The sequence below is a fragment of the Microbacterium sp. C23T genome, from assembly GCF_053345975.1.
The window spans coordinates 84,758-109,040 of record NZ_JBKFBD010000012.1; the positions used below are offsets into that span (position 1 = coordinate 84,758).

General features: G+C 69.7%; 24 protein-coding genes and 3 tRNA genes. 4 read left to right on the forward strand and 23 right to left on the reverse strand.

What is annotated here, in order from left to right; all coding sequences use genetic code 11:
• Positions 1-11: 11 nt before the first annotated feature.
• Entirely contained in the window at positions 12-389 is a 378-nt protein-coding gene (locus ACLBXX_RS08680; RefSeq protein ID WP_447657693.1) for a carboxymuconolactone decarboxylase family protein, read from the reverse strand.
• Positions 390-437: 48 nt separating this feature from the next.
• A complete protein-coding gene (locus ACLBXX_RS08685; protein ID WP_447657694.1) occupies positions 438-1,385 on the reverse strand; it encodes a DMT family transporter in 948 nt (315 codons plus the stop codon).
• 25 nt (positions 1,386-1,410) lie between these two features.
• Between ACLBXX_RS08685 and ACLBXX_RS08690 the strand changes: the two genes are divergently transcribed.
• Positions 1,411-1,971, forward strand: a complete 561-nt coding sequence (locus ACLBXX_RS08690) for a helix-turn-helix domain-containing protein (protein ID WP_447657695.1) — start codon at positions 1,411-1,413, stop codon at positions 1,969-1,971.
• Between the two features lie 75 nt (positions 1,972-2,046).
• On the opposite strand, the gene ACLBXX_RS08695 is transcribed toward ACLBXX_RS08690, so the two are convergent.
• The 4 genes from ACLBXX_RS08695 to ACLBXX_RS08710 form a co-directional block, all read right to left on the reverse strand.
• A tRNA-Met gene (locus ACLBXX_RS08695) sits at positions 2,047-2,120 on the reverse strand.
• A 34-nt stretch (positions 2,121-2,154) separates the two neighbouring features.
• Positions 2,155-2,226: transfer RNA gene (locus tag ACLBXX_RS08700), tRNA-Thr, on the reverse strand.
• Positions 2,227-2,289: 63 nt separating this feature from the next.
• On the reverse strand, positions 2,290-4,077 hold the full coding sequence (locus tag ACLBXX_RS08705) for a peptidoglycan DD-metalloendopeptidase family protein (RefSeq protein ID WP_447657696.1): 1,788 nt from the start codon (positions 4,075-4,077) through the stop codon (positions 2,290-2,292).
• A gap of 352 nt (positions 4,078-4,429) precedes the next feature.
• Positions 4,430-5,236, reverse strand: a complete 807-nt coding sequence (locus ACLBXX_RS08710; RefSeq protein ID WP_447657697.1) for an inositol monophosphatase family protein — start codon at positions 5,234-5,236, stop codon at positions 4,430-4,432.
• Positions 5,237-5,295: 59 nt separating this feature from the next.
• Here ACLBXX_RS08710 and ACLBXX_RS08715 point away from each other — a divergent pair, with 59 nt between their 5' ends.
• Complete coding sequence (locus ACLBXX_RS08715) at positions 5,296-6,888, forward strand: phytoene desaturase family protein (RefSeq protein WP_447657698.1); 1,593 nt, start codon at positions 5,296-5,298, stop codon at positions 6,886-6,888.
• A 159-nt stretch (positions 6,889-7,047) separates the two neighbouring features.
• On the opposite strand, the gene ACLBXX_RS08720 is transcribed toward ACLBXX_RS08715, so the two are convergent.
• The 10 genes from ACLBXX_RS08720 to ACLBXX_RS08765 form a co-directional block, all read right to left on the reverse strand.
• Entirely contained in the window at positions 7,048-8,049 is a 1,002-nt protein-coding gene (locus ACLBXX_RS08720) for a hypothetical protein (protein WP_447657699.1), read from the reverse strand.
• A 115-nt stretch (positions 8,050-8,164) separates the two neighbouring features.
• Positions 8,165-8,722, reverse strand: coding sequence for a YbaK/EbsC family protein (locus tag ACLBXX_RS08725; protein WP_447657700.1), 558 nt, complete (start codon positions 8,720-8,722; stop codon positions 8,165-8,167).
• 60 nt (positions 8,723-8,782) lie between these two features.
• Positions 8,783-8,867: transfer RNA gene (locus tag ACLBXX_RS08730), tRNA-Tyr, on the reverse strand.
• A gap of 89 nt (positions 8,868-8,956) precedes the next feature.
• A complete protein-coding gene (locus ACLBXX_RS08735; RefSeq protein ID WP_447657701.1) occupies positions 8,957-9,868 on the reverse strand; it encodes a PfkB family carbohydrate kinase in 912 nt (303 codons plus the stop codon).
• On the reverse strand, positions 9,865-10,365 hold the full coding sequence (locus ACLBXX_RS08740; RefSeq protein ID WP_387139314.1) for an FBP domain-containing protein: 501 nt from the start codon (positions 10,363-10,365) through the stop codon (positions 9,865-9,867). The genes ACLBXX_RS08735 and ACLBXX_RS08740 overlap by 4 nt, the downstream gene beginning before the upstream one ends.
• 96 nt (positions 10,366-10,461) lie before the next feature.
• Positions 10,462-11,373 carry a bile acid:sodium symporter family protein gene (locus ACLBXX_RS08745; protein WP_447657702.1) on the reverse strand — a complete coding sequence of 304 codons (912 nt, stop codon included), beginning with the start codon at positions 11,371-11,373 and terminating at the stop codon, positions 10,462-10,464.
• Positions 11,374-11,437: 64 nt separating this feature from the next.
• On the reverse strand, positions 11,438-13,414 hold the full coding sequence (locus ACLBXX_RS08750; RefSeq protein WP_447657703.1) for a glycoside hydrolase family 13 protein: 1,977 nt from the start codon (positions 13,412-13,414) through the stop codon (positions 11,438-11,440).
• Positions 13,415-13,528: 114 nt separating this feature from the next.
• The gene (locus tag ACLBXX_RS08755) at positions 13,529-14,425 is read right to left on the reverse strand and encodes a sugar ABC transporter permease (protein WP_387141255.1); all 897 of its coding nucleotides are present in this window, start codon (positions 14,423-14,425) and stop codon (positions 13,529-13,531) included.
• A gap of 115 nt (positions 14,426-14,540) precedes the next feature.
• A complete protein-coding gene (locus ACLBXX_RS08760) occupies positions 14,541-16,160 on the reverse strand; it encodes an ABC transporter permease subunit (RefSeq protein ID WP_387139322.1) in 1,620 nt (539 codons plus the stop codon).
• An 82-nt stretch (positions 16,161-16,242) separates the two neighbouring features.
• Positions 16,243-17,472, reverse strand: a complete 1,230-nt coding sequence (locus ACLBXX_RS08765; RefSeq protein WP_447657704.1) for a sugar ABC transporter substrate-binding protein — start codon at positions 17,470-17,472, stop codon at positions 16,243-16,245.
• Positions 17,473-17,739: 267 nt separating this feature from the next.
• Between ACLBXX_RS08765 and ACLBXX_RS08770 the strand changes: the two genes are divergently transcribed.
• Positions 17,740-18,228, forward strand: a complete 489-nt coding sequence (locus tag ACLBXX_RS08770) for a YajQ family cyclic di-GMP-binding protein (RefSeq protein ID WP_447657705.1) — start codon at positions 17,740-17,742, stop codon at positions 18,226-18,228.
• A gap of 195 nt (positions 18,229-18,423) precedes the next feature.
• Here ACLBXX_RS08770 and ACLBXX_RS08775 read toward each other — a convergent pair whose 3' ends face one another.
• The 4 genes from ACLBXX_RS08775 to ACLBXX_RS08790 form a co-directional block, all read right to left on the reverse strand.
• On the reverse strand, positions 18,424-19,149 hold the full coding sequence (locus tag ACLBXX_RS08775) for an aquaporin (RefSeq protein WP_447657706.1): 726 nt from the start codon (positions 19,147-19,149) through the stop codon (positions 18,424-18,426).
• Positions 19,146-19,553: an arsenate reductase ArsC gene (locus ACLBXX_RS08780; RefSeq protein WP_447657707.1), complete on the reverse strand. Its 408-nt coding sequence runs from the start codon at positions 19,551-19,553 to the stop codon at positions 19,146-19,148. The genes ACLBXX_RS08775 and ACLBXX_RS08780 overlap by 4 nt, the downstream gene beginning before the upstream one ends.
• Positions 19,554-19,638: 85 nt before the next feature.
• Positions 19,639-20,130 (reverse strand): N-acetyltransferase family protein, encoded by a 492-nt coding sequence (locus ACLBXX_RS08785; protein ID WP_447657708.1) that lies wholly within the window; start codon positions 20,128-20,130, stop codon positions 19,639-19,641.
• 14 nt (positions 20,131-20,144) lie between these two features.
• On the reverse strand, positions 20,145-21,461 hold the full coding sequence (locus ACLBXX_RS08790) for an NAD(P)-binding domain-containing protein (protein WP_447657709.1): 1,317 nt from the start codon (positions 21,459-21,461) through the stop codon (positions 20,145-20,147).
• Between the two features lie 90 nt (positions 21,462-21,551).
• Here ACLBXX_RS08790 and ACLBXX_RS08795 point away from each other — a divergent pair, with 90 nt between their 5' ends.
• A complete protein-coding gene (locus ACLBXX_RS08795; protein WP_447657710.1) occupies positions 21,552-21,908 on the forward strand; it encodes an ArsR/SmtB family transcription factor in 357 nt (118 codons plus the stop codon).
• Positions 21,909-21,965: 57 nt separating this feature from the next.
• On the opposite strand, the gene ACLBXX_RS08800 is transcribed toward ACLBXX_RS08795, so the two are convergent.
• The 3 genes from ACLBXX_RS08800 to ACLBXX_RS08810 form a co-directional block, all read right to left on the reverse strand.
• Positions 21,966-22,637: a cation diffusion facilitator family transporter gene (locus ACLBXX_RS08800; RefSeq protein ID WP_447657729.1), complete on the reverse strand. Its 672-nt coding sequence runs from the start codon at positions 22,635-22,637 to the stop codon at positions 21,966-21,968.
• On the reverse strand, positions 22,634-22,972 hold the full coding sequence (locus ACLBXX_RS08805) for an ArsR/SmtB family transcription factor (protein WP_447657711.1): 339 nt from the start codon (positions 22,970-22,972) through the stop codon (positions 22,634-22,636). The genes ACLBXX_RS08800 and ACLBXX_RS08805 overlap by 4 nt, the downstream gene beginning before the upstream one ends.
• Before the next feature lie 119 nt (positions 22,973-23,091).
• On the reverse strand, positions 23,092-24,249 hold the full coding sequence (locus ACLBXX_RS08810; protein ID WP_447657712.1) for a MalY/PatB family protein: 1,158 nt from the start codon (positions 24,247-24,249) through the stop codon (positions 23,092-23,094).
• Positions 24,250-24,283 lie beyond the last annotated feature (34 nt).

Consider the following 24,283-nt stretch of genomic DNA (forward strand, 5'->3'; position numbering starts at 1 on the left):
GACCGGCCGCCTCACCCCTCGTCGCCGAGGAAGTCGTCGCTGTATCCCAAGGCGAAGGCGATGCGCGGAGCCGCGGCAACCGCGCGCGGCAGTCCGACGATGCTGACCAGGCCGTCCATCACGGCGATGATCTCGTCGTCGGCGACGCCCGCGGAAAGGGCATCGTCGATCGCCGTCTGCAGCGACACGTGGGGGGCCGACATCGCGATCAGCGCACCGATCCTGATGAGCTCTCGCGTGCGGTCGTCCACGCATCTCGCCCAGAGCTCGCCGGAATCGTCCGCGAGCGCGCGATCGCCGATGCAGAACCGCCGGAGAAGCTCAGGTCCATCCAACGCCGGTCTCCCACCTTCGCGAACGAGCTGCAGAATGTTCCCCCAAGTCCACACTGCCGCGGTCGTCGACGCACCACATAGATAGCGTGATCCGGCACGACCTCAGGGCCGCGCTGTCGCCTCTTCCGCAGCATCCGCTTCACCGGAATCAGATGGCGAGACGACGTCCGAGGAGGGCGCCCGGGCGGGTTTGAGCTCGCTCACCACCATCCCGATCACGATGAGGGCGGCGCCCACCAGCGCGATCGGGGCCATGCGCTCGCCGGCCAGCCTGCCCACGACGCCCGCCCACACCGGCTCCCCCGCGTAGATGATCGTGGCGCGCGTGGGCGACACCGACTTCTGCGCCCAGTTCATCGTCAGCTGGATCACACAGCTCGCGACACCGAGACCGACCGCGGGGATCAGCCATCCCCACGAGAACGCCGGCACGGCCTCTCCCACGACCGGCATCGTCAGCAGGGCGAGCAGCCCCGCGACCGCCAGCTGCACGATCGTGACCCGACCGAGGTCGACCCGTCGTGCGAAGAGGCTGATCAGCACGACCTCGCCCGCGATCGCCAGCGTGCTGATGATCGTGAGGAGCTCGCCCGCGCCGAGACCGGTCCCGTGTGCGCCCGGCCCGGCCACCAGGAGGAGTCCGATGAAAGCCAGTCCGACCCCGATCAGGGTCATCTTCCCCGGGGCCTTGCGCCACACCAGCCACTGAAGAAGGGGAACCAGCGGCACGTAGAAAGCCGTGATGACGGCGGACGTGCTGCTGTTGATCGTCTGCAGGCCGGCCGACTGAAGCCCGTACCCGAGAGAGATCGTCGTGCCGATCGCGACGCCCGCCCAGACCTCGATCGCCCGGATCCCGCGCAGCGCGGACCGGAAGACGACCGCCGCGGCGACGGCCGCGACGAGGAAGCGGAGCCCCACGAAGAACCAGGGACCGCTGTGCTGCATGGCGATGTGGACGATGAGGAAGGTGGACCCCCACAGCGCCGTGATGCCGACGAGTGCCCACTCCTGTCTGCTGAGCGAGACCGACCACCGCCTGTGCAACATTCTGCACATGTTAGTGTGCAGAATTGTGCACACGCAAATCGAGCGAGAGTCGGCCGTCCTCCGCCACGTGGGTGAGAACGTCCGCGCCGCCCGCACCCGGGTGGCGATGAGCCAGGCGGCCCTCGCCGAAGCCTCGGGGCTCAGCCGACGCACTGTCATCAACCTGGAGGCAGGCGAAGCCAACGTCAGTCTGTCGGCCGTCGATCGCCTCGCAGAAGCTCTCGGCACCACCTTCAGCCGACTGGTGGCCGAACCCTCCTCACCATCCACCCGCATCGACGAGGTCATGTGGCGCGGAGCCGGCCCCGGCAGCATCGCGGTCCTGTGCGGTGCGGCGCCGGCGACCATGGAGGCGCAGCTGTGGACCTGGGCACTGGAACCCGGGGATCGGTACGACGCGGAGCCCGACCCCGCCGGCTGGCACGAGATGGTGCTGGTCACCGGCGGCCGTCTTATCATCCAGCGCGCCGATGGTGACATCGCCCTGGATGCGGGCGGCCACGCCACCTACCCGACGGATGCCTCGTACAGCTACGTCAACGACGGGGACGGGGTCGCGGAGTTCGTGAGACTCGTCATCTCCTGACTCTGTTCCCGCGGCCGGAGGCCCGCCGTCCCGCGCCCACGAAAAAATCCCCGGCTGAGCCGAGGATTTGATCTGTAGCAGGAGCGGGGCTTGAACCCGCGACCTCACGATTATGAGTCGTGCGCTCTCACCAACTGAGCTACCCTGCCATACGCATCCAACGGTCACGAAATGGATGCCGCGAGCCCCGAGTCAGGATTGAACTGACGACCCCTTCCTTACCATGGAAGTGCTCTGCCACTGAGCTATCGGGGCGTGCTGCCTGCAAGCAGGCAACTAGAAGAGGATACCAGAGGCGCGGCATCCTTCCGAACCACGTCAACCCACCGTGTGGGTCCCGTCGGTGTGCTCCTGGAGCCACGGCCACGGGTCGATGGCGGTGGTGCCGTTCTGGAGGATCTCGAAGTGCGTGTGGGCGCCGTAGGAGCGTCCGGTGTTCCCGGTGTGGCCGATGACCGTGCCGACGGTGACACGCTGGCCGGCGGTGACCTGCAGCGAGCCGTACTGCATGTGCGCGTAGTGGCTCGAGACCAGCTGGCCGTCGACGATGTGGTCGATGATGACGTGCACGCCGTAGGCGCCGCCCGCCTCCGAGGCGACGCGGACGGTGCCGTCGGCGATCGCCTGCACCGGTGCACCGTTGCCGGGAGTGAAGTCGATGCCCTCATGCATGCGGCCGGAGCGCATGCCGAACCCGTACGACATCGTCACACCGACCGCGAAGGGCCACTGGATGTTCGAGTTCGGGTTGTTGTGGAAGAGGTTCGAGAAGTTCTTGATCCCCGCTTCCGAGGCGAGCTGCGCCGTGGTGGTCGTCGCGTAGTTCTCGGTGCGCTGGAGCGTGTCGCTCTGCGCGTCGCCAGGAGCGACGTAGGCCTGGATCTGGGCCTCATCCATGAGCGGCGCGGACTCGTCGCCGGCGGCGAGCACCGAGAGGGAGGTCTCCGTGCCGTTGACCGCGGCGACCGCTTCGGCCGGGGTCGTCATGCCGACGGCCATCAGCCCGACGATGCCGAAGACGCCGACCGAGAACGACGCGGTGGCGACCCGCTTGAAGGCCGAGCCACGACGGCTCTGCGCGCGGCGGGGCGCCGCGTGCGGCGTCGCCTCTGCCTCAGCCTCTGCCTCGGGCGCGGCCTGCTGCACGGGCGTCTCGCCGGTGAAGGCGAACAGACGGGATGCGGCTTCGAACTCGTCGACTCCGGGAGCTGCGGGCGCGGGGATCGGGCCGGTCAGCGGCTCGATGCGCTCGGTGCGGGGGCGCTCACTGCGTCCGCGCGGCGCCTGCGGCTCGGTGGACCGCGAGGCACCTGAAGAGGCGACGGGCTCCGGCTGGGCCGTGGTCGTCGTCTGCGTCGGCGCGGCGGACCGGGGCGCGGCCGTCGTCCAGGGCTCGGCCTGCTTCGGGGCGGGTGCCGGCGACTCGGCGGGCGCTGCGGGCGGCTGCGGTGCGGCCGCCTGGACCTCGGGCGCCGTCGTGGCCACCGTCTCAGCGGCTTCGGCGGCGAGGAGCCTCGCGAAGGAGTCGGCCATCCACGTGGACGCCCCCTCGGTCGGCGTCGCACTCTGGGCCGGCGCAGGAACAGCGGTGGAGGAGGCCGGCGACTCGGCGATCGCGACGGGCTCGAGAAGCTCAAACGGCTCGGCGGGAGCGAGAACGGTGTCGAGCAGCGGTGCCGGCTCTTCGCGGGTCGGCAGTCCGGCGTCGAACGCCGCGGCCGGACGCTCGGGCTCGGCGGGAGCGACAGGGGCGATCGGCGGCACGACGGTCGCGGGCTGCTGGGCGGTCTGAGAGCGACGCGAGCGTCGGCTCACCTGCTCGGCGACGGGCGCGGCGGCAGCAGCGACCGATGAACGGGCACGGGCGCGCGGCGCGACGGGCTCGATGACGGGGCCGGACGCCGCCGGAAGCTCGACCGACGACGGCGCCGGAGCCACCGGCTCGACCGGCGTCGCCACCGGAGCTGGAGCCACCGGGGCGGAGGCGACCGGCGTCGCCGGAGCCGCGACCTCAGGGGTCGACGCGACGTAGGACGTCTCCTCGGGCTTCACCGCGGGGGTGGCGGCAGCATCCGTCCGCTTCGACTCGACCGGACGACCCCACACGACCGCGGGACGCTCGGGAGCGGTGCTCGCCGCCTGCCGCCGTACGATCGCACGGCCTGCCCCTGCTGCCTCCGGCGTCGCCTGAGCAGGCGCTGCGGAGGGTCGGCTGGAACGGCGCGTGGGCGCAGATCCGGCCTGGGGGGCGTCGAAAGGCAAAGCGGAAGTAGGCTCTCGGGTCGTGCCGCGAGGGGGGTGTTCGCGACAAGGCGGTCTTCGGGCAAAAGGACCCCTCCGCCGTTCGGGTGGCGAAGGTAACGATCGGGTAAACCCTACCCCGGGCGTCCTGGGAATGCCATGTGCGGCTCGGATTTCATGACGCGCGTTTGGTGAGGATTCGATGAGAACCGCGTCTTCACGCGAGTCCCGCGGCCTCCGCCAGACGGTCGAAGATCGCCGGTGTCGCGGCGACGATGAGGGGGGCGCGCGGACCGCCGTCGGGCTCCGCCCGGCCGAATCGGCCACCCGCCTCCGTGACGAGCAACGATCCCGCCGCAAGGTCCCACGGGGCGAGCCCCCGCTCGAAGTAGCCGTCCAGGCGCCCGGCGGCCACGAAGGCCAGATCGCTCGCGGCCGACCCTCCGCGACGCAGGTCGCGCGCGGGCACGGCAGGCATGACGCGGCTGATGAGCTCGATGTCTCCGGGCCGGGTCGCGGGGTCGTAGCCGAACCCGGTCGCGAGGAGCGCGCCCGCTCCCCCGACCTCCGGGTTGACGGCCAGCCGGTTCACACCCAGCCACGCTCCCTCGCCGCGGGAGGCGTGGAACATCTCGCCGAGCACCGGGGTGTACACGACGCCGGCCAGCGCCTCCCACTCGCCGGGCGTGGGCTCGCCCTGGACGGCGGCGATGCTCACGGCGTACGACGGGATGCCGTAGGCGTAGTTCACGGTGCCGTCGATCGGGTCGACGACCCACGTCACGCCGCTCGCGCCGCGGTCACCGCCGGTCTCCTCCCCGAGGAAGCCGTCGTCGGGGCGCGCAGCCGACAGCCGGGCGCGGATCAGCGCCTCCACTTCGCGGTCGGCCTCCGTCACGATGTCGGCGAGGGCCGTCTTGGTCGCCGCGATCGCGACGCCCGCCTCGCGGCGGGTCCGCGCGAGGTCCCCGGCTTCGCGGGCGATGTCGATGGCAAGGGATTCGAGGTCGTGCTCGAGGCTCATGCCTCCACGGTAACGAAGCGGCGCGCTGCCCGAGCACCCGCGTGGGTAGCGTGGAGCCCATGGTCGCTGCCGCCCGTTCCTCCCGCTACGACGTCGCCATCGTCGGCGGCGGTCACAACGCCCTCGTCGCCGCCGCCTATCTGGCCCGGGCCGAACGCTCGGTCGTCGTCCTCGAGCGGCTCGACCACGTCGGCGGGGCCGCGGTGTCGGAACGGCCGTGGGCGGGCGTCGACGCACGGCTCTCGCGCTACTCCTATCTCGTCAGCCTGCTGCCGCAGGGCATCATCGACGACCTGGGCCTCGACATCCGCCTGCTGCGCCGCCGCTACTCCTCGTACACGCCGGATCCGGCGGCTCCGTCGCGGGGCATCCTGATCGACACCGCGGATGCCGCAGCCACCGCCGACTCGTTCGCGCGGGTCACCGGGAGCACCGGCGAAGCGACCCGGTTCGGCGACTTCTCCGACCGGATCGAGCCCGTCGCTCGGCTCCTCTTCCCCTCGATGGCGCAGCCGCTCCGTCGCGGAGGAGAGGTGCGGGCGGAGCTCCGGGACGACCGGCTCTGGTCCGACCTCTTCGAGCGCCCCCTGGGCGACGTGATCCGGTCGTCGTTCGACACCGACATCGCCCGCGGCATCGCACTCACCGACGGTCTCATCGGCACGTTCGCCTCCGCCGATGACGAGAGCCTGCGCCAGAACCGCTGCTTCCTGTACCACGTGATCGGCGGCGGCACCGGGCACTGGGACGTCCCCGTCGGCGGCATGGGCCGTGTGACGGCCGAATTGGCGCGCGCGGCGACCGAGGCCGGGGCCGAGCTGCGTACCGAGACCGAGGTGACCGCCGTGACACCGGACGGCGAGATCACGCTCGCGGGCGGTGGCGTCGTGCACGCGCAGCTGGTGCTGAGCGGCGTCGGACCGGCGGTGCTCTCGCGACTGCTCGCGGCCGGCGGCGCGGACGCGCCTCTCGCCGGTGCGCCCGCGCCCGAGGGCGCGCAGCTGAAGGTCAACATGCTGCTGAAGCGGCTCCCCCGTCTCCGCGACGACAGCGTCGCTCCCGAGGCGGCGTTCGCCGGCACCTTCCACGTCAACGAGACCATGACCCAGCTCGACGACGCGTACCGGGCGGCGGTGGGCGGCAGCATCCCTGATCCCCTGCCGGCCGAGATCTACTGCCACTCCCTCACCGACCCGACCATCCTCGGTCCCGAGCTGCGCGCGTCGGGCGCACACACCCTGACGCTCTTCGGCCTCCAGGTGCCGCACCGCCTCGTGGACGGACGGGACACGGATGCTGCGCGCGCAGCGCTCCTCGACGCAGCCCAGCGCTCGCTCGACACGGTGCTGGCGGAGCCGATCGCCGACTGCCTCTACGAGGCTCCCGACGGCACGCTGTGCGTCGAGGCGCGGACCACCGCCGACCTGGAGCACTCGCTCGGCATGGTGGGCGGCGACATCTTCCACGGGCCGCTCTCGTGGCCGTGGGCCGGAGACGACGAGCCGCTCGACACGCCTGCCGCGCGCTGGGGCGTGGCGACGCAGCATCCGACCGTGCTGATGTGCGGCTCAGGGGCGCGCCGTGGCGGCGCCGTCAGCGGCCTCGGCGGCCACAACGCCGCCATGGCCGCGCTGGAGCTCCTCCTGCGCTGATCCTGCGATGCCGGGGTCGAGTTCAGCCCGTCGCACCTGGCTTCGACAGGTCAACCGCGGCTCCACAGGACGAAATCGGCGCGAAACCTCCGGCAGAACCCCGGTTGACCTGTGGAGCGTGAAGGAGGCGGATGCTGTGACCCGCAGCGGGTCCGTCGCTCAGGGGCGCGGCGGCAGCGGCGGGGGCGGCGGGTAGCCCTCGTACCCCGGCGCCGTCGCGGGCGGCTGCGGCGCGGCGGGCTCGGCGGCTGCGGGAGCCTGCGGGGCGGGCAGCTGTGCGGAGGGAGCCGGCTCGATCCGCGTGAAGACGTGCGCGCCCGGCGACGGGTAGCCCGTGTAGTACGCGTTCCAGTCCGGCGAGCCGTCAGGCAGCATCGGCAAGGGCGTGGCGCCGTCGACGTACGTCGGCCACGGGAGGAGCTCGTGCGAAGCCGGGGCGCCGACGGGCGCGGCGATGGCGGCGGGGCCGGCCGGGGCCGCGAGGACCGGGTACGCGACGTGGGCGCGGGGCTTCTTCGGAGCGAGCAGCACGTTCACGAGCGGCAGGAGCGCCGTGCCGACCGCCGCCAGGATCGCCACGGCGACCACGATCCGCCAGTAGAGATCCGCGAGGATGAGCCACTCGCCGAACGCCAGCGGAATGATCAGCAGGGCCGCGAGGCCGACCACGAGCGCGATCGTGATGATCGCGACGGTGCGGGTGAACGCGGTGTCGTGACGCTGGAGCGCCTTCATGTAGAGGCGCACGTGCAGCAGGACGAGCTGCAGGATCAGCACGATCAGCAGGAACTGGACGAACTTCGAGAACCCGATCCAGAAGTAGCGCTCCGGCATCCAGATCATGATGGCGCCGAGCAGGAGCGCGATGATCCACGAGGCCATGCTCGCGAGTGCGAACCAGGCCGGACGCCGCGGTGCGAGGTGGGCGTCGAGGATGGCCACCCCGGCGAACGCGACGAGCAGCAGGATCGTCAGGAACGCGCGTCCGATGAGGCCGTTCTGCCCTCCGATGAGCACCCAGACGACGCAGACCAGCGCCGCGGCGATGAGGGCGCCGATCGCGACCCAGATCGCGATCCGCAGCAGCGGCGAGGGCGAGGCATCCGTCCGCCCGTCCTGCGCTCTCGGAGCGGGCGTCGCATACGGGTCGGGCGCGGTCATGGCGATCCTCTCGTGACGCGGGCGGAGTGCCTGCACCGCCCATCCTGACATGCCGCCCGGCGGCGCGTGCGGGCGATCGCGGGCGGGGTCGCGAACCCGGATCCGAACGGATGCCTCAGCCCACGGCGCGTCCGAGATCCTCGACGAGCTCGGCGCCCGGGAGCGCGAGCAGTGCGCTGCCGGGAAGGAACAGCTTGCTGCCGCGCACGCCCCCGCCGATCACGACCTCCGGCGCCGCGGCCACGGCGGCGTCGACGAGGATCGGCCAGTCGCCGGGGAGGCCGATCGGGGTGATGCCGCCGTACTCCATGCCGGTGAGCGCGACGGCTTCGTCCATCGGTGCGAATGAGGCGCTGCGCACGTCGAGGCGCCGGCGCACCACGCCGTTGACGTCGGCGCGCGTCGTCGCGAGCACCATGCACGCGGCGAACCGCACGTCGCCGCCGCGCTTGCCCTTCACGACGACGCAGTTGGCCGACGCGTCCGGCGCGACGCCGTACCGCTCGCAGAACGCGGCCGTGTCGGCGAGCGCGGCGTCGATCTCGGCGACACCCACCGTCGCCGCGACGGCGGGATCGAGCTGCGCGAGGCCGCTCGCGACGGCAGGGCTGACGAGCTCGGGATGCCGCGTGGCGGCCTCCGCGGTGAGGGTGCCGGTGGCGGTCCAGATCATCGCCTCAGGCTAGCCGCCCGGAACGACGAAGCGCCCCGCGGTGCGGGGCGCTTCGTGTGGTGGTGGCGAGTGAGGGATTCGAACCCCCGAAGTCGATGACAGCTGAGTTACAATCAGATCCCTTTGGCCGCTTGGGTAACTCGCCAGGTGCGCACCCGTCCGACTTTTCCAGACGACCGGAGGCGCGATCCACCATATTACGCGTAGATGCCCGAGGTCTGAAATCGGCCCGGTCTAGGTGCCGATGTGGTCGAGGTCGAGGCTCTCGAGCGCGCTGGGCGTGCGCAGCAGCGCCCCCTCGAAACGGCATGTCGCGGCCGCCGCGTCCATCGCCGAGACCAGCACCGTGTCCCAGTCGTCGGCACTCTCCGGCGTCCCCGTGACGAGTGCGGCGACGGTCGCGGCGAAGGCGGCGTCGCCGGCGCCCATCGTGTCGACGATGCGGCCGGGCAGGTTCGAGATCGGCCGCGTCACCACGACGTCGCCGGCCTCGATCGTGGCGCCGGCTGCGCCTTCGGTGGCCAGCACCGCGCGGGCACCGAGGTCGATCAGGCGGGCGCGCAGGGCGTCGAGCCGCTCGTCGTACAGCAGCGCGGCGTCGTCCTCGCCGACCTTCACCAGGGCGGCCCCGGCCGCGAGGGACTCGAAGCTGCGCACGAACTCGTCCTTATCGTGCATCATGCCGGTGCGGGGGTTGGGATCGACCGCGACGGATGCCTCGGCCCCGGCGATCGCGTCGGCCAGCTCCTCGGCCTGCTCGGCGTCGTCGAGGGCGAAGCAACTCACGACGACGAGGTCGGCGTCCGCGAAGGCCTGGCGCTCGGCGTCACCGAAGCGGATCCGCCGTCGCTGCGACGCCTCATTGAACTCGTACACGGGCTCGCCTGCGCCGGAGCGCGTGCTCACCGCGCGTGCGGTGCCCAGGAGCGACGGCGTCGCGACGAGCTCGACGCCGAAGTCCGCCAGGTAACGCCTGACACGCGAGGCCGGCTCGTCGTCGCCCAGCATCGCGACGAGGGTCGCCGGAACGCCGAGCCGCGCGAGGCCGACCGCGACGTTCAGCGCGGCTCCCCCGACGAACTCCCGCACGCCGTGGTCGTCTCGCAGCTCGTCGATGAGCGCGTCGCCCACCACCACGACCGTCATCGCCGCGCTCCTGCCGTCTCGAGCACCCGGCCGACGAACGCCTCGGTGCGCCGGCGCGTGCCGTCGATCTTCAGGTCGACGCTCGCCCGCACCTCGTTGGGCGCGAGCGGCGGCGCGAGGCGCACGTTCTCGTGGCACGACAGGTCCGCGCAGATGTACGTGCCCACGCTGTCGCCGTGCACACCGGCCTCGCCGGCTTTACGCGCCGTGTACATGGTGACCTGGTCGGCGGGCTGCATCGTGTGGCACAGGTTGCACAGCGCCGCGCGCGCGTGGGAGGACCCCTCGGCGCCACGCAGCACGATGGCGGCGGGTTCGCCGTCGATCTCGGCGACCAGGTAGCCCCGACCGCGGGTGCGCGGGTCGCGCCACGCCAGGAAGTCGAGGTGATCCCAGTCGGTGAGCACGAAGTCGTGAGGCAGGGTGACGAGACGCAGCTCGTCGGCGGAGGCGTTCACGAACGCGGAACGCAGCTCATCTTCGGTCAGTGGGCGCATGGCACCTCCTCGCCCGCCCAGTCTACGAAGGACGACGGATGCCGCCACCCCGCGTGTTCGCGCACGCGGAGGCGGCAGCATCCGCCTTCCCTGTCGTCAGGCCGTCGCAGCCGGGGTCGCGGCGTCGTCGACCGCGTCGGGCGTGGGCTGCTCGGCGGCGCCCGATCGGTCGCGGATCAGGAAGCCGAACCCGAAGGCGATGAAGAACATCAGCACGCCGTACACGGCTGCCGGCAGCGACAGCTCGACCGAGCCGAGCACGGTCTGCGCGATGACGATCGCGAGCGTGGCGTTGTGGATGCCGATCTCGAACGACGACGCGATCGACTGGCGCTTGCCGACCTTCACCAGGCGCGGCGCGAAGTAGCCGATCGTGAGGCTGATGAGGCAGAACACGATCGTGATGAGCGAGAGGCGGCCGAAGTTCTCGAGCAGCAGCGCCCAGTTCTGCGCGACGGCGCCGGCGATCACGACGACGAGGATGATGACCGATGCGATGCGCACCGGCTTGTCCATCGCCTTCGCGAAGCGCGGCCAGAAGCGGCGCACGATCATGCCGAGCGCCACCGGCAGCAGCACGATCGCGAAGACCTCGATCGTCTTCGCCCACTGCAGTCCCAGCTGGTCGTCGAACGGGTTGAAGTAGAGGATCGCGAGGTTGGTGATGAGCGGGAGCGTGAACACGGCGATCACGGAGTTCACCGCCGTGAGCGAGATGTTCAGGGCCACGTCGCCCCGGAACAGGTGGCTGTAGAGATTGGCGGTCGTGCCGCCCGGCGACGCCGCGAGCATCATCATGCCGACCGCGAGGATCGGCGGCAGCTGGAACGCGAGCACCAGCCCGAAGCAGATCAGGGGCAGCAGCGCGAGCTGGCACACGAGGGCGACGATCACCGCCTTCGGCTGCTTGAGGACGCGGGCGAAGTCGCCGAGGGTGAGGCTCAGGCCGAGCCCGAACATGATGATTCCGAGGGCCACGGGCAGGCCGATGGTGGTCAACGCTGACATGGGACTCAGTGTGTCAAACGATGCGACTGCGTGTCACGGTTGTCCACAGCCCGCGCCGGTGTCGTCAGGCGGACTCGACCTGCTCCGCGGGAGTGGCCTCGTCGGCCGAGGCCACGCCGCGCGACACCTCGTCCGCCGTCGCCGCGTCAGGCTCGGGTGCGGGCACCCGGACGCCCGCGAGCCGCCACACCGCGAACGCGGGCCCGTCGGCGGACAGCAGCGCCGCCCCGTCGCCGGCCACCGCGAGGGTCGCGTCGCCGACGAGCGGCTCGGCCGCAGCGGCGCCCGGGAGGGCGCCTGCCGGGATCTCGGCATCCGCGTCGCCCTTCGCCGCCGCGACGAGCAGCGTCTCGTCGGCGGCCTCCCGCACGAACACGACGGACTCGTCGTCGACGTGCACCCAGCGCAGGCCGCCGGTCGACAGGACAGGGTGCGCGTGCCGCAGCGCGACGAGCTCGCGGTAGAGCGCGAGCCGTTCGGCCACCTCGGGCTCGCCTTCCGTGCCCCACGGGATCGGCGTGCGGCTCGCCTCGCCGTCGACCCCGACGAGGCCGAACTCGTCGCCCGCGAAGATCACGGGCAGACCCGGGAGCGTCATCATGAGGCCTGCCGCGACCGGCACCGCCCCGGGCGCCGCGTTGGTGGCGAAGCGCCCGGTGTCGTGCGTGTCGAGCGGCTGCATGTTGCCGAGCCGCACACGCCACGGGATGCCGGCGGTGAAGCGCACCACCGCGTCGACGAACTGCCGTGCGGTGTACCGCGGGATGCCGCCGATCGGCTGCGTGAAGAACCACGGCTCGGTCGCCTCGCTGCCGTCGTACGTGAGGTACGGCGCGTGGGTCGGCTCGGAGAGCCATCCCCACACCGGCCGCGTGAACGACGGATACGTCATGGCGCCGTGCCAGCCATCGCCCTGCAAGTCGCTCGCGGCGTCGTTGGTCGACTCCCCCAGCAGGATCGTGTCGGGGTTGATCTCGATCATCGTGCGCCGCAGCAGCTGCCGCACCTCGGCGTTGAGGTCGACGGAGCCGAGGCGCCCGGTCATGTTGGCGACGTCGATGCGCCAGCCGTCGGCCGAGTACGGCGGCTTCAACCACTTCGCGACGACGGAGTCGGGGCCCTCGATGAACCGGTCGCGGAGCTCCTGCGACGCCCAGTTGAACTTGGGCAGCGTCGGCACGCCGAGCCATGACGCGTACTCGGTGTTCGCGGCATCTGTGAAGTAGTAGAACTCCTCCTCGGGTGCGCCGGGGTGGCCGAGCGCGGCCTGGAACCACTCGTGCCGATCACCCGAGTGGTTGCTCGTGAGATCGCCGATGACACGGATGCCGCGGGCATGCGCCGCCTCGATCAGCCGGACGTACGCCTCGTCACCGCCGAGTAGCGGGTCGACGCGGTCGAAGCTCGACGCGTCGTAGCGGTGATTGGACGCCGCCGGGAAGATCGGCGTGAGGTAGAGCAGGTTGACGCCCAGGGACACCAGGTGGTCGAGCTTCTCGATGACGCCCTCGAGGTCGCCGCCGTAGAACTGCTGCGAGCGCGCCGGCACGACAGGGTCGACGGGGTCGTCCCAGGTCGCCGGGATCGCCCAGTCCGGGGTCGGATGCGTGTCGGCCTGCGCCGACCGTGCGAAGCGGTCGGGGAACACCTGGTACATCACGGAGTCGGTGAGCCACGCGGGCGGCGCCGGGTACGCGACGAGCGCGAAGTCCTCGGCGTCGAGCGTCTCGATGGCATGCAGCCCGGTCTGGTTCAGCCACTCGACGCGCCCGTCCTCGTGCACGAGTACCCAGCGGTACCCGTGACGCGGGTTGCGCACGGTGACCGGGGCCTCCCACCACTCCCAGCCGTCGGCGGAGCCGAGGGGCGCAGCATCCGTCCATTCCGGCTCGTGATCGGGGTTCGAGCGCGTGCGCACCGCCGCGAGGGGGCCGTAGCCCGCCGGCACGCGCAGCCGCACGGTGACCACGTCGCCGAGCTGCGGCGCGAGGTCGGACACGTACAGGGGCGAGCCGTCGTGGTGAGGGAGGAGGGTCGTCATGGCTCGGCCTTTCGTCAGGCGGGCGGTGGCGGTGCTCGCCTCGATCATCGCAGAGCGGATGCTGCGACAGCACGCAGCCGGCGCAGCATCCGCTCTCGGATCAGCTGTGCGCGATCAGCCCTTCGTGGCGCCGGCGGTGAGGCCGCCGACGATGTACTTCTGCAGCAGCAGGAAGACGATGACGACGGGGATCGCGGCCATCACGGCACCGGCAGCGAACGCCGACCAGTCCGCGTAGCGCGGGTTGGAGACGAGCTTCGTCAGTCCCACGATGAGCGTCTGCTTGTCGGGATCGATGAGCAGCACGCTCGCGATCATGTACTCGTTGATGAGGCCGATGAACGACAGCAGGCCGACGACGGCGAGGATCGGCGCGACCAGGCGCAGGATGATCGTGAAGAAGATGCGCGCGTGGCCCGCACCGTCGATCTTCGCCGCCTCGTCGAGTTCCCGCGGGATCGTGTTGAAGAACCCGTACATGAGATACGTGTTCACGCCCAGCGCCCCGCCGAGATAGATGAGGATCAGACCGCTCAGAGTGTTGAGACCGATCGCGGGGAACCAGTCGCTGATCGCGCTGAACATGAGGAAGATCGCGACCACGGCGAGCATCTGCGGGAACATCTGCACCACGACGATCGTGATGAGCCCGACGCGGCGCCCGCTGAAGCGCATGCGCGAGAACGCGTAGGCGGCGAGCGCGCCGATGAACACCATCGAGAATCCGGTGACGAGCGCCACGATCATCGTGTTCACGAACCACTGGCCGTACGGCACCTGCGGGTTCGTGAGGATGCGCACGTAGGCGTCGAGGCTGATCGACGAGAACAGTTGGTTGCTTCCCGTCAGCGTTCCGTTGCCGTTCAGCGACGACGACAGCACGTACACGAGCGGGAAGATCGCGAAGATCGAGCCGATGATCGCGACGACGTGGCGCCAGCCGGTGTCGCGGAACCACTTGCCGAAGGGGCGACGGCGAGCGGGCTTCACGGCCTTCGGCGACGGCGCCATGCCGCCGACAGAGGTCTCGAACTGCTCGGCGGTGCCGCCGGCGAAGACGGCGAGGGTCGCGTTCTGGGCGACGGTCTTGTCGGGGTGAGCGAGACGGTCCTGGGACTCAGACATGTCAGTTCAGCTCCTCGAGGGCCTTGGTCTTGCGGAAACTGATGATCGCGATGACGGCCACGACGATGAAGATGAGGATCGTGAACGCCGAGGCGAGCCCGTAGTCGCGGTTCTGCCCGGTGAAGGCGACCTTGTAGACCATCGAGATCAGCAGGTCGGTATGGCCCACGGGTATCGTCGCGTCCTCGAATCTCGGCCCGCCGCCGGTGAGCATGTAGATGAGGTTGAAGTTGTTGAAGTTGAACGCGAACGACGCGATGAGGATCGGCGCGACCGTCACCAGCAGCAGCGGGAGCTTGATGCGGCGGAAGATCTGCCAGGGGCTGGCACCGTCCATGACCCCCGCCTCGTTGACCTCTTCGGGGATGCCCTGGAGCGCCCCCATGCACACCAGGAACATGTACGGGAAGCCCAGCCAGAGGTTGACCAGGAGCACCGAGACCTTCGCCATCACCGGATCGGTGAGCCACGGGATCTCGGCGCCGCCCAGCAGCACCTGGTTGATGAAGCCGAAGCTCTTGTTCATCATGCCCGCCCACACCAGCGCACCGAGGAACGCCGGGAACGCGTACGGCAGGATCAGCATGATCCGGTACCCGTTCTTGAAGCGCATGCGCTTGTTCTGGAACAGCATGGCCAGCAGCAGCCCGAGGAAGAACGTCGAGGCGACCGAGACGATGGCGAACACGAACGTCCACAGGGTGACCGAGATGAGCGGCCCGCGGATGGACGCGTCGGTGATCGCCCGCACGAAGTTGTCGAAGCCGACGAACACCTGCCAGCCGGGCATCAGCTGTTCGCCCGACTCGGAGGTGAACGCGCCCTCCCCCGTGTCGGAGTACACCGTGCCGGTGGCGGTGTCGGTCATCGTGTCGGCATCCGCGTCGTAGACGAGCGTCGACGTGTAGAGGTACCCCTTCTGGCCGTCCTGCGTACGGATCGCGCCGTCGTTGGGATCGGTGCTGAAGGGAACGGCGAGCTGCTCGACGTCGTTGCTGCGCGCAAGCACATCGGCGAAGGTGAGGGTCGTCCAGCCGTCCACGGCGACGGCCTTGCCGCCCTCCATCGTGGCGTCGACCGGCTCGAGGGGCTTCTGGTTGGTGCCGAGGGATGCCTCGCCGTCGGTCGGATCGGTGACCAGCAGGCCGAGCTCGCCGACGCGTTCGACGACGGTGACGTCGTAGGTCGGCGAATCCTCGACGCGGACCAGCGAGGACCGCATGAGCGAGGCGACCGCCTGGTCCTTCGAGCCGTTGTGACCGGTGCCGTAGTTCGTGAAGCCGATGTAGCCGGTGTAGACCAGCGTGAAGATCTGGAAGACGACGAGCAGGATGATGCCCGGCGTCAGGTATTTCGCGGGAATTGTGCGGCGCGAGAAGTAGATCCAGTTGACGAGGATCGTGACGGCCGTGACGAGGGTCAGCACCAGCCACTCGTTGTGGAGGAACAGCACGAAGACGGCGTAGAGCGCGAGGGCGTCGACGATGGCGAGCAGCGCGATCTTCAGCGCCACCCAGCGGAGCTTGCCGCCTGCGGCATCGGCGATCCGCGCGGCGCTGCGCTGACGCGGCGTCGGCGTCGGCGTCTTCTCGGCCGTGTCGGCCTGAACAGTGTCGGTCATCGATCGTCCTCAAGATCGGGACCGGGACGGATGCCGCGGCATCCGTCCCGGTCGCCTGTCGCGGTCTTTCGACCGCAGGGTGTTACTTGATGGCGGCGCTCACGTCGTCGACGAGCTTCTGCCACGTCGTCGTCGGGTCGGCACCGTTGATGATGGCGGCCTCGGCGATGCCCCAGTACTGCCAGACCGAACCCATGGCCGGGATCGCGGGCATCGGCACCGCGTCGGCGCCGACGGCCTGGAAGCCGGCGATGATCGGGTCGGACGCAGCCGTGTCGGCAGCGGCGGTGAGGGCGGGCAGGATGTTGCCGGCCTTGAACAGCTCGAGCTGGACGTCCTCCGTGCCGATGTAGTTGACGAGGAAGTCGTTCGCGGCGACCTTGTTGTCGGACTCCGAGCTGACGAAGAAGCCCTTCACACCGGCGAACGGCTGGGCCGGGGCGCCGGTCGGGCTCGGGATCGGGTCGATTGCGACGTTGATGCCTGCGTCGGTGGCCGTGCCGACGTTCCACGGGCCGGTGAGCCAGAAGGCCGACTCGCCCTCGAGGAACTTGGTCTTGGCGATGTCACCGTCGATGTCGGTGTTGAAGTTGCCCGCGGCACCCTGGGCGCCGAGCCAGCTGGCGAACTGGAAGCCGCCCTCGCTGCCCATCTGCAGGTCGGTCGGGTCGTAGTTGCCCTCGGCGTCGGTGCCGAACACCGGAGCGCCGAACGCCGTCTGGAACGGGTACAGGTGGTACGGGTTGCCCTCGACGCCCTGCTCGACCACGAAGGGCGTGGTGAGGCCGGCGGCCTGGCCCTTGGCGATCATGTCGTCGAAGCTCGTGGCCGGCTCGGGGATGATGTCGGCGTTGCGGAGGATCGCGATGTTCTCGACCGCGTACGGGAGCATGTAGGTGGTGCCGTCGTAGTTCGAGGCCTGGAGCGCGACCGGGAGGTAGTCGCCGGCGGTGTCGCCGAGCTCGATCGGCGCCACGACGCCGTTGGTCGAGAGCTCGCCCAGCCAGTCGTGCGCGCCCATGACCACGTCGGGGCCCTTGCCCGTCGGTGCCTGCTGGATGAAGTCGTCCTTGATCTTGCCGACGTCCTTGCCGACGAGGTCGACCTTGACACCGGTCTTCTCGCTGTACGCGTCGGCGGCGCCCTTCAGCGCGTCGACGCGCTCGGAGTCGACCCAGACGGTCAGCGTCGACGTGGCGTCGCCCTCATCGGTCGAACCGGTGTCGTCACCGCTGCCCGCGCATCCCGCGAGGATGATCGACGCGACGGCGAGACCGCCGAGCGCGAGCCAGCTCTTCTTGTTCACCTTCATCGGTGCAGTGCCTCTCTGGAGTGCTGAGTGAGTCCGGCCGCACTGTCGGTCGCGACGGTGCGGGTTCGACTCTCGCCTGCGGAAATGCAAGCGCTTACATTTGTAACTCAGCAGACGCCATATGGCAACATCGGGGTCGGATCGATATCTCGCCGTGACTTTCAGCGCCTGCATGGAATCGCTTGCACATGTGGGGACGTCTGGAACCGCTTGCAGCAGCATCTGTTCTCCCCGCGCCGCACGGCGGCCGCCGATAGACTGCCCGCCATGGCAGATTCTTCGTTCGACATCGTCAGCAAGGTCGACCACCAGGAGGCGGAGAACGCCCTCAACCAGGCCCGCAAAGAGATCGAGCAGCGCTACGACTTCAAGGGCACCGGGGCCTCCGTCGAGTGGAGCGGCGAGTCCGTGCTCATCAAGGCCAGCACCGAGGATCGCGCGAAGGCCGTCCTCGACGTCTTCCAGTCGAAGCTCATCAAGCGCGGCATCTCGCTGAAGAGCCTCGAGTCGGGCGAGCCCTTCGCCAGCGGCAAGGAGTACCGGATCGTCTCGACGATCAAGGACGGCATCTCGTCCGAGAACGCGAAGAAGATCTCGAAGATCATCCGCGACGAGGGCCCGAAGGGCGTCAAGGCGCAGATCCAGGGCGACGAGCTGCGCGTGCAGTCGAAGTCGCGCGACGACCTGCAGGAGGTCCAGCGCCTGCTCAAGGCCGCCGACCTCGACGTCGACCTCCAGTTCGTCAACTACCGCTGACACGAGCCCCTGACCTGGGGGTTTCTTGAGCGCGGCGCCCGCAGACCCTCCGCTTACGGGCACCACCGCGGTGCGGTTCGCACGACAGCGCCCACCGAGCCTGCGACCACCTCAGAGGTGACACCTGGTGCGCGACGGTCGTCCCTGAGCGCGCCGGCGCCGCGTGGGGAATGCCTAGCACCCCGGTGCGCCGTGTCATCGACGATGTGCTTGCCGGTGTCCCGGGGTTCTGAAGAGCAGGGTGCCTAGGCCGACCCCGGCCGCCGCGCCCACGAGTTGGGCGGCGATGAATGGCATGGCGGAGGGCGGGGCGATTCCCGCAAAGGTGTCGGTGAACATGCGGCCGACCGTGACGGCGGGATTGGCGAAGGACGTGGAGCTGGTGAACCAGTACGCGGCGCCGATGTACGCGCCCACCGCCGTCGCGATCACGGGGATGCTCCGGCCGGTTCGGGAGAGCCCGATGATGAGCAGCACGAGCCCGGCAGTGGCGACGGTCTCGGCAAGGAACGTCGCGGGGGTGGCGCGGTCGGTGGCGGAGATGCTGGTGGGGGTGGCGAACATGGCATTCGCGAGGAACGCTCCGCAGATCGCGCCGGCGAGCTGTGCGCCGAGGTAGACGCCGAGGGCGGGTGCGGTGAGGCCGGTGCGGTCGCGCCTGCCGAGCGCGTAGTCGGCGAGCGAGACGACGGGGTTGAAGTGGGCTTCGGAGACGGGTGCGAACAGCAGGATGAGGACGCCGAGGCCGAGGGCGGTGGCGATGGAGTTCTCGAGCAACTGCAGCCCGGCATCTGTCGAGAACCGTTGCGCGGCGATGCCGGAGCCGACGACCACGGTGACGAGGAGTGCGGCGCCGAGGAACTCGGCGAGGGCGCGCCGCCAGAGCGGCTGCCGCGAGAGCGCTGGGGTGTCGACGGTCACACGGTGGGGGTGAGCTCGTCGATGAGGGTCTCCACGCGGCTGCGGATCTCGTCGCGGATGCGGCGGACGGTGTCGGCGTCCTGGCCGGCGGGGTCGTCGAGTTCCCAGTCCTCGTAGCGTTTGCCGGGGAAGATGGGGCAGGCGTCGCCGCAGCCCATCGTGATCACGACGTCGGATTCCTTGACGGCGTCGACGGTGAGCAGCTTCGGGGTGTTCCCGGCGATGTCGATGCCCTCTTCCGCCATCGCCTGGACCGCGACCGGGTTGATCTGATCCTTGGGCTCGGAACCCGCGGAGAGCACCTCGATCCGGTCGCCGGCGAGGGCCTGCAGGTAGCCGGCGGCCATCTGCGAGCGACCGGCGTTGTGAACGCAGACGAACAGGACGGCGGGCTTGGCGCTCATGCGGGGTCTCGCTTCCTTCTCAACCAAAAGCATAGACGAGCATCGATGAATTGCTGGGTCGTTCGGGTGACCGGTCGTTTCGATCTCAATGCCCGTTGATCGCGCTGCGTCGTTCGACGACCACGGTGTCCCGCCAATGCCCGGCGTGTGGGCCGAGCTGGGAGCGGGCGATGTGTTCGCGTCGGCCCACGATCCGGAATCCGGCGCGCTCGTGCAGCCGGAGGCTGGCGGTGTTCTCGGGGAAGATGCTCGACTGGATGGTCCAATACCCGGACTGCTCGGCGACGGCGATGAACGCCTCGAGCAGGAGGCGGCCGAGGCCTTTCCCGTGGTGGGCGGGGTCGATGTAGACGGAGTGCTCGATCACACCCCGGTAGACGGCCCGAGCTGAGACCGGGGAGGCGGCCGCCCAGCCGATGACGGTGTCGGTGTCGTCGACGGCGACCAGTCGGGCGTCGGGAATCCTGCCGGCGTCGAACTGCTCCCAGCTCGGGGTGGTGGTCTCGAAGGTGGCCTCGCCGCCGGCGATCCCGGCGGCGAAGATCGCCTCGACCCGGGGCCAGTCCGCTGCGGTCATCCCCCGAACCGGGGTCACGAGCAGCACGAGCTTCCACCGCCGAGGTCCGTCGAGCAGACGCCGGTCGCGGGTAGGGTGAGCTGCACTTCGGTGGCTGCGCGCATGTCGCCGTCGAGCCAGGCGACCACGGAGCGGACCTGCTCGTAGCCGGTGGCGAGCAGGAACGTCGGCGCACGGCCGTAGGACTTCATGCCAACCAGGAAGAACCCGGCCTCCGGATGCCGGAGCTCGTCGAACCCGTGCGGGGCAACCGTGCCACAGGAGTGCACGTTCGGGTCGATCAGCGGCGCCAACCGGATCGGCGCCTCGACGATGTCGTCCAGCTGCAGCCGGATCTCGCGGAGCATGCCCAGGTCCGGCCGGAACCCCGTCGCGCCCACCACCAGGTCGGTGTCGTGGGCAGCCGGTACGCCGCGGCGGGTGCCGGTGAGCTGGACGCCGTCGCCGTGGGATTCGGCGGTGGAGATCTCGAACGAGTCGATCTTCTCGATGATCCCGGCGGCCACGAGCTGGTCGACCCGGGAGCCGAGCTGGGCGCGGTCGGCGAGTTCGTCGTCCGCGGACGAGGAGACGCGGACGGCGGAGGCGTTGCGGATCAGCCAGGTCACCCGGGTGCCCGGCTCGGTCTGCGCCAGCTCGGCTAGGCCGATGAGGGTGTTGGCGGCGGAGTGCCCGGCGCCGACCACGGTGGTGTGTCGGCCCGCGAACCGCGCCCGGTCCCCGTCCAGCACGTCGGGCAGTGCGTGCAGCACGCGACCGTTCACGGCGCCGGCGCCGAGCGGGTCCAGCCCGGACGAGCTCAGCGGGTTCGGCGAGGTGTAGGTGCCCGACGCGTCGATCACCGCCCGACCTGTCAGTTCCTCGAGCCGCCGGTCGGTCTGGACGCGGATCAGGAACGGGGTGGTGTCGCGGCCGGCGGTGCGGGTGCGGTCCATGCCTTCCCGGGATACCGCGACCACTCGGGTGCCGAACTGGATCCGGGAGCGGATCGCCTCGAGGTCGGCCAGCGGGGCGAGATAGTCGTCGACGAACTCCTGCCCGCGGGGAGCACGGCCCTCATCGGCTGGCGCCATCCACCCGGCCGCATCGAGCAGGCGACGTGATGCCGGGTCGATGAGGTGGCGCCACGGCGAGAACAGGCGGGTGTGCCCCCACAGCCGGATCGACGCGGCGGCCCGCTCGCCGGCCTCGAGGATCGTGAAGTCGATCCCCCGTTCCAGCAGGTTCGCGCCGGCCGCCAGTCCGATCGGGCCGGCGCCGATGATGACGACCGGCAGCGTCGCCAACCTGTCGGTCACTATCGTGCGGGGTGTGAGATCGAGCAGCGTCACGATGAGCCTCCAACGCAGGATATTGATGAACGTCGATGCTCAGTATGAACAGGGATATCGATGACTGTCAATATCGACTAGTGTCGATGTATGGTCACGATGATCGAGGTCGCCGACATCACCGGTCCCGCCGGCGAGCTGCGCTGCGCGCCGCTGGTGAAGGAGCCCATCGGGCAGCACGAGGCCGAGCAACTTGCGATCACGCTGAAGGCTCTCGCCGACCCCGCGCGGCTGCGACTGCTGTCGATCGTCGCGTCATCCGAAGGCCAGGAGGCCTGCGTGTGCGACCTCATCGAACCCGTAGGGCTGTCACAGCCCACCGTGTCGCATCACTTGAAGATCCTGGCCGAGGCCGGGTTCCTGTCACGTTCGAAGCGTGGCACATGGGCCTACTACCGACTCCAGCCCGAGACACTGATCGGGGTGGCTGACTTCCTCACCATCTGACGAAGCGAACCGGTCGTCAGCCGTACCGCGATTTGCTCTGTCCCGGCTGCCTGCCGCTCAGTCGTGGTCGTGGTCGTGGTCGTGGACGTCGTCTTCGAGAATCATGCCGACGGAGGTGGCACACGCGTCGCCGCGCCAGGCCTCGATGCCCTCTCGAACGGCGAACCCCGCGATGACCAGTCCGGCGATCGCGTCGGCCCACCACCAGCCGAACAGGCTGTTCAGCAGGAGACCGATCAGTACCGCGGCGGACAGATAGGTGCAGATCAGGGTCTGCTTGGAATCGGCGACCGCTGTGGCGGAGCCGAGTTCGCGGCCGGCGCGACGCTCGGCGAGCGACAGGAACGGCATGATGATCACGCTGAGCGCGGTGATCAAGATGCCGAGCGTGCTGTGCTCCGCTTCGACCCGGCTCAGCAATGTCATGAGGGACATGGAGACGACGTAGACGGCGAGGGCGAAGAACGCGACGGCGATGACGCGAAGGGTCGGTTTCTCCCAGCGCTCCGGATCCCGTCGGGTGAACTGCCAGGCGACGGCCGCGGCGGACAGCACTTCGATGGTGGAGTCCAGCCCAAAGGCGATCAGGGCTCCGGAGGAAGCGATGCTGCCTGCGGTGATCGCGACGATCGCTTCCATCACGTTGTAAGCGATGGTCGCAGACACGATCCACCGGATCCGTCGTTGCAGGAGGTGTCGGCGATCGCCGGTGATTGCCGTGGTGCTCATGCGCACGTGCAGCCTTCACCGTCGCAGCAATCGGGTTCGACGACCAGCACCACCTGCAGCAACTCGCTCAGCGCGGGCGCAAGGTGCGGGTCGGACAGCCGGTACTCGCTGCGCCGACCATCCGGGGAGACCTCAACGAGACCGCAACCACGGAGACAGGCAAGCTGGTTGGACATCACCTGCCGTGATACCCCCAGCGCATCGGCGAGATCCGACGGGTACGCGGGGGCCTCGCGCAATGCCAGCAGGATGCCCACACGAGTCGTATCGGAGAGCGCGTGCCCCAGCCGGGCGAGTGCTGCGGTGTGAGCGACCGTGGCGGTAGGAGCGAGCATGATCTCAATAGTACAGATCATCGTGAATTAAGCACGACGTGAATTGAAGTCGATCAATCCACCCGATGCCGTTCGTCGACTACCACTGACTCGAGCCCCTGACCAGGCGAGGTGCTGCCTCAGACGGTCACGCTCGCGAGGCGCCGCACCGCCTCGATGATCGTGTCGGGCGAGCAGGCGAGGTTCATCCGCGCATATCCCGTGCCCTGCCGGCCGAACCTCGGCCCGCTGGACAGCGCCACCCGGGCGTGCTGCTCGGCGATGACGGCGGGGTCGTCTCCCCAGCCGAGGGCCGACATGTCCAGCCACGCCAGGTAGCTCGCCGAGGGACGACGAAGTCGCACCGCGGGCAGATGCGCGTCGAGTTCGGCCTGGAGGAGATCGGCGTTGCCCTGCACCGCGGCGATCGTGCCGTCGAGCCACTCGCGGCTGTGGGCGAACCCTTCCCGCGTCGCGATCAGCCCGAACTGCCCCGCTCGGAAGGTGACCTCCTCCGGCAGCGACCGGATGAGGTCGGTCATACGGTCCGACGCGGACACGAACAGCGCGGTCTTGAGCCCGGCGAGGTTGAAGGCCTTGCTTCCCGACTCTGCGGCGATCCCGTGGGCCTGCGCCTCCTCCGAGACGGTGAGGTACGGCGTGAACTCCACCCCGTGGTGGGTGAGCGGTGCGTGGATCTCGTCCGAGACGACGAATCCGTCGTGGCGGGCGACGATCCGGGAGAGCTCTTCGAGGGTCGCCCGCTCGTGGACCAGTCCGACGGGGTTGTGCGGGCTGCACAGCAGCACGCCCTTCGCGCCCGCAGTCAGCGCACGATCGATCCCCTCGATGTCGAGCGCGTACGAGGATCCGTCGTCGCTCAGCGGTACCTCGACGACGGCTCCGCCGGCCTCGGGGATGAGGTCGTAGAACGGCGGGTAGATCGGGGGCGTGATCACGACGCCGTCGCCTGGTTCGATCAGCCGGCGCAGCGACTCCACGATCACGACGCTCACGTCGGTGGTGATGCCCATCCGCTCGATGTCCGGCTTCCATCCCCACGCGGCCGCGGCGTAGTCGCGGAACGCCTCTCGGGCGCCGGGATCCAGAGGATTGACGTAGCCGGTGTCGCCCAGGTCGATCGCCTCGTGCAGCGCCTTCCTGATCGCCGGCGCCAGCGGGAAGTCCATCTCGGCGACGAACATCGGCAGCACGTCGTCGGAGTAGACGCCCCACTTCTCGCTCGTGCGTCGACGGAGAGTCGTCATGGCGTCGGCCGACGTGGGGGTGACGGGCATGGTCGTTGCTCCTCAATCGCGATGGAAACTGACC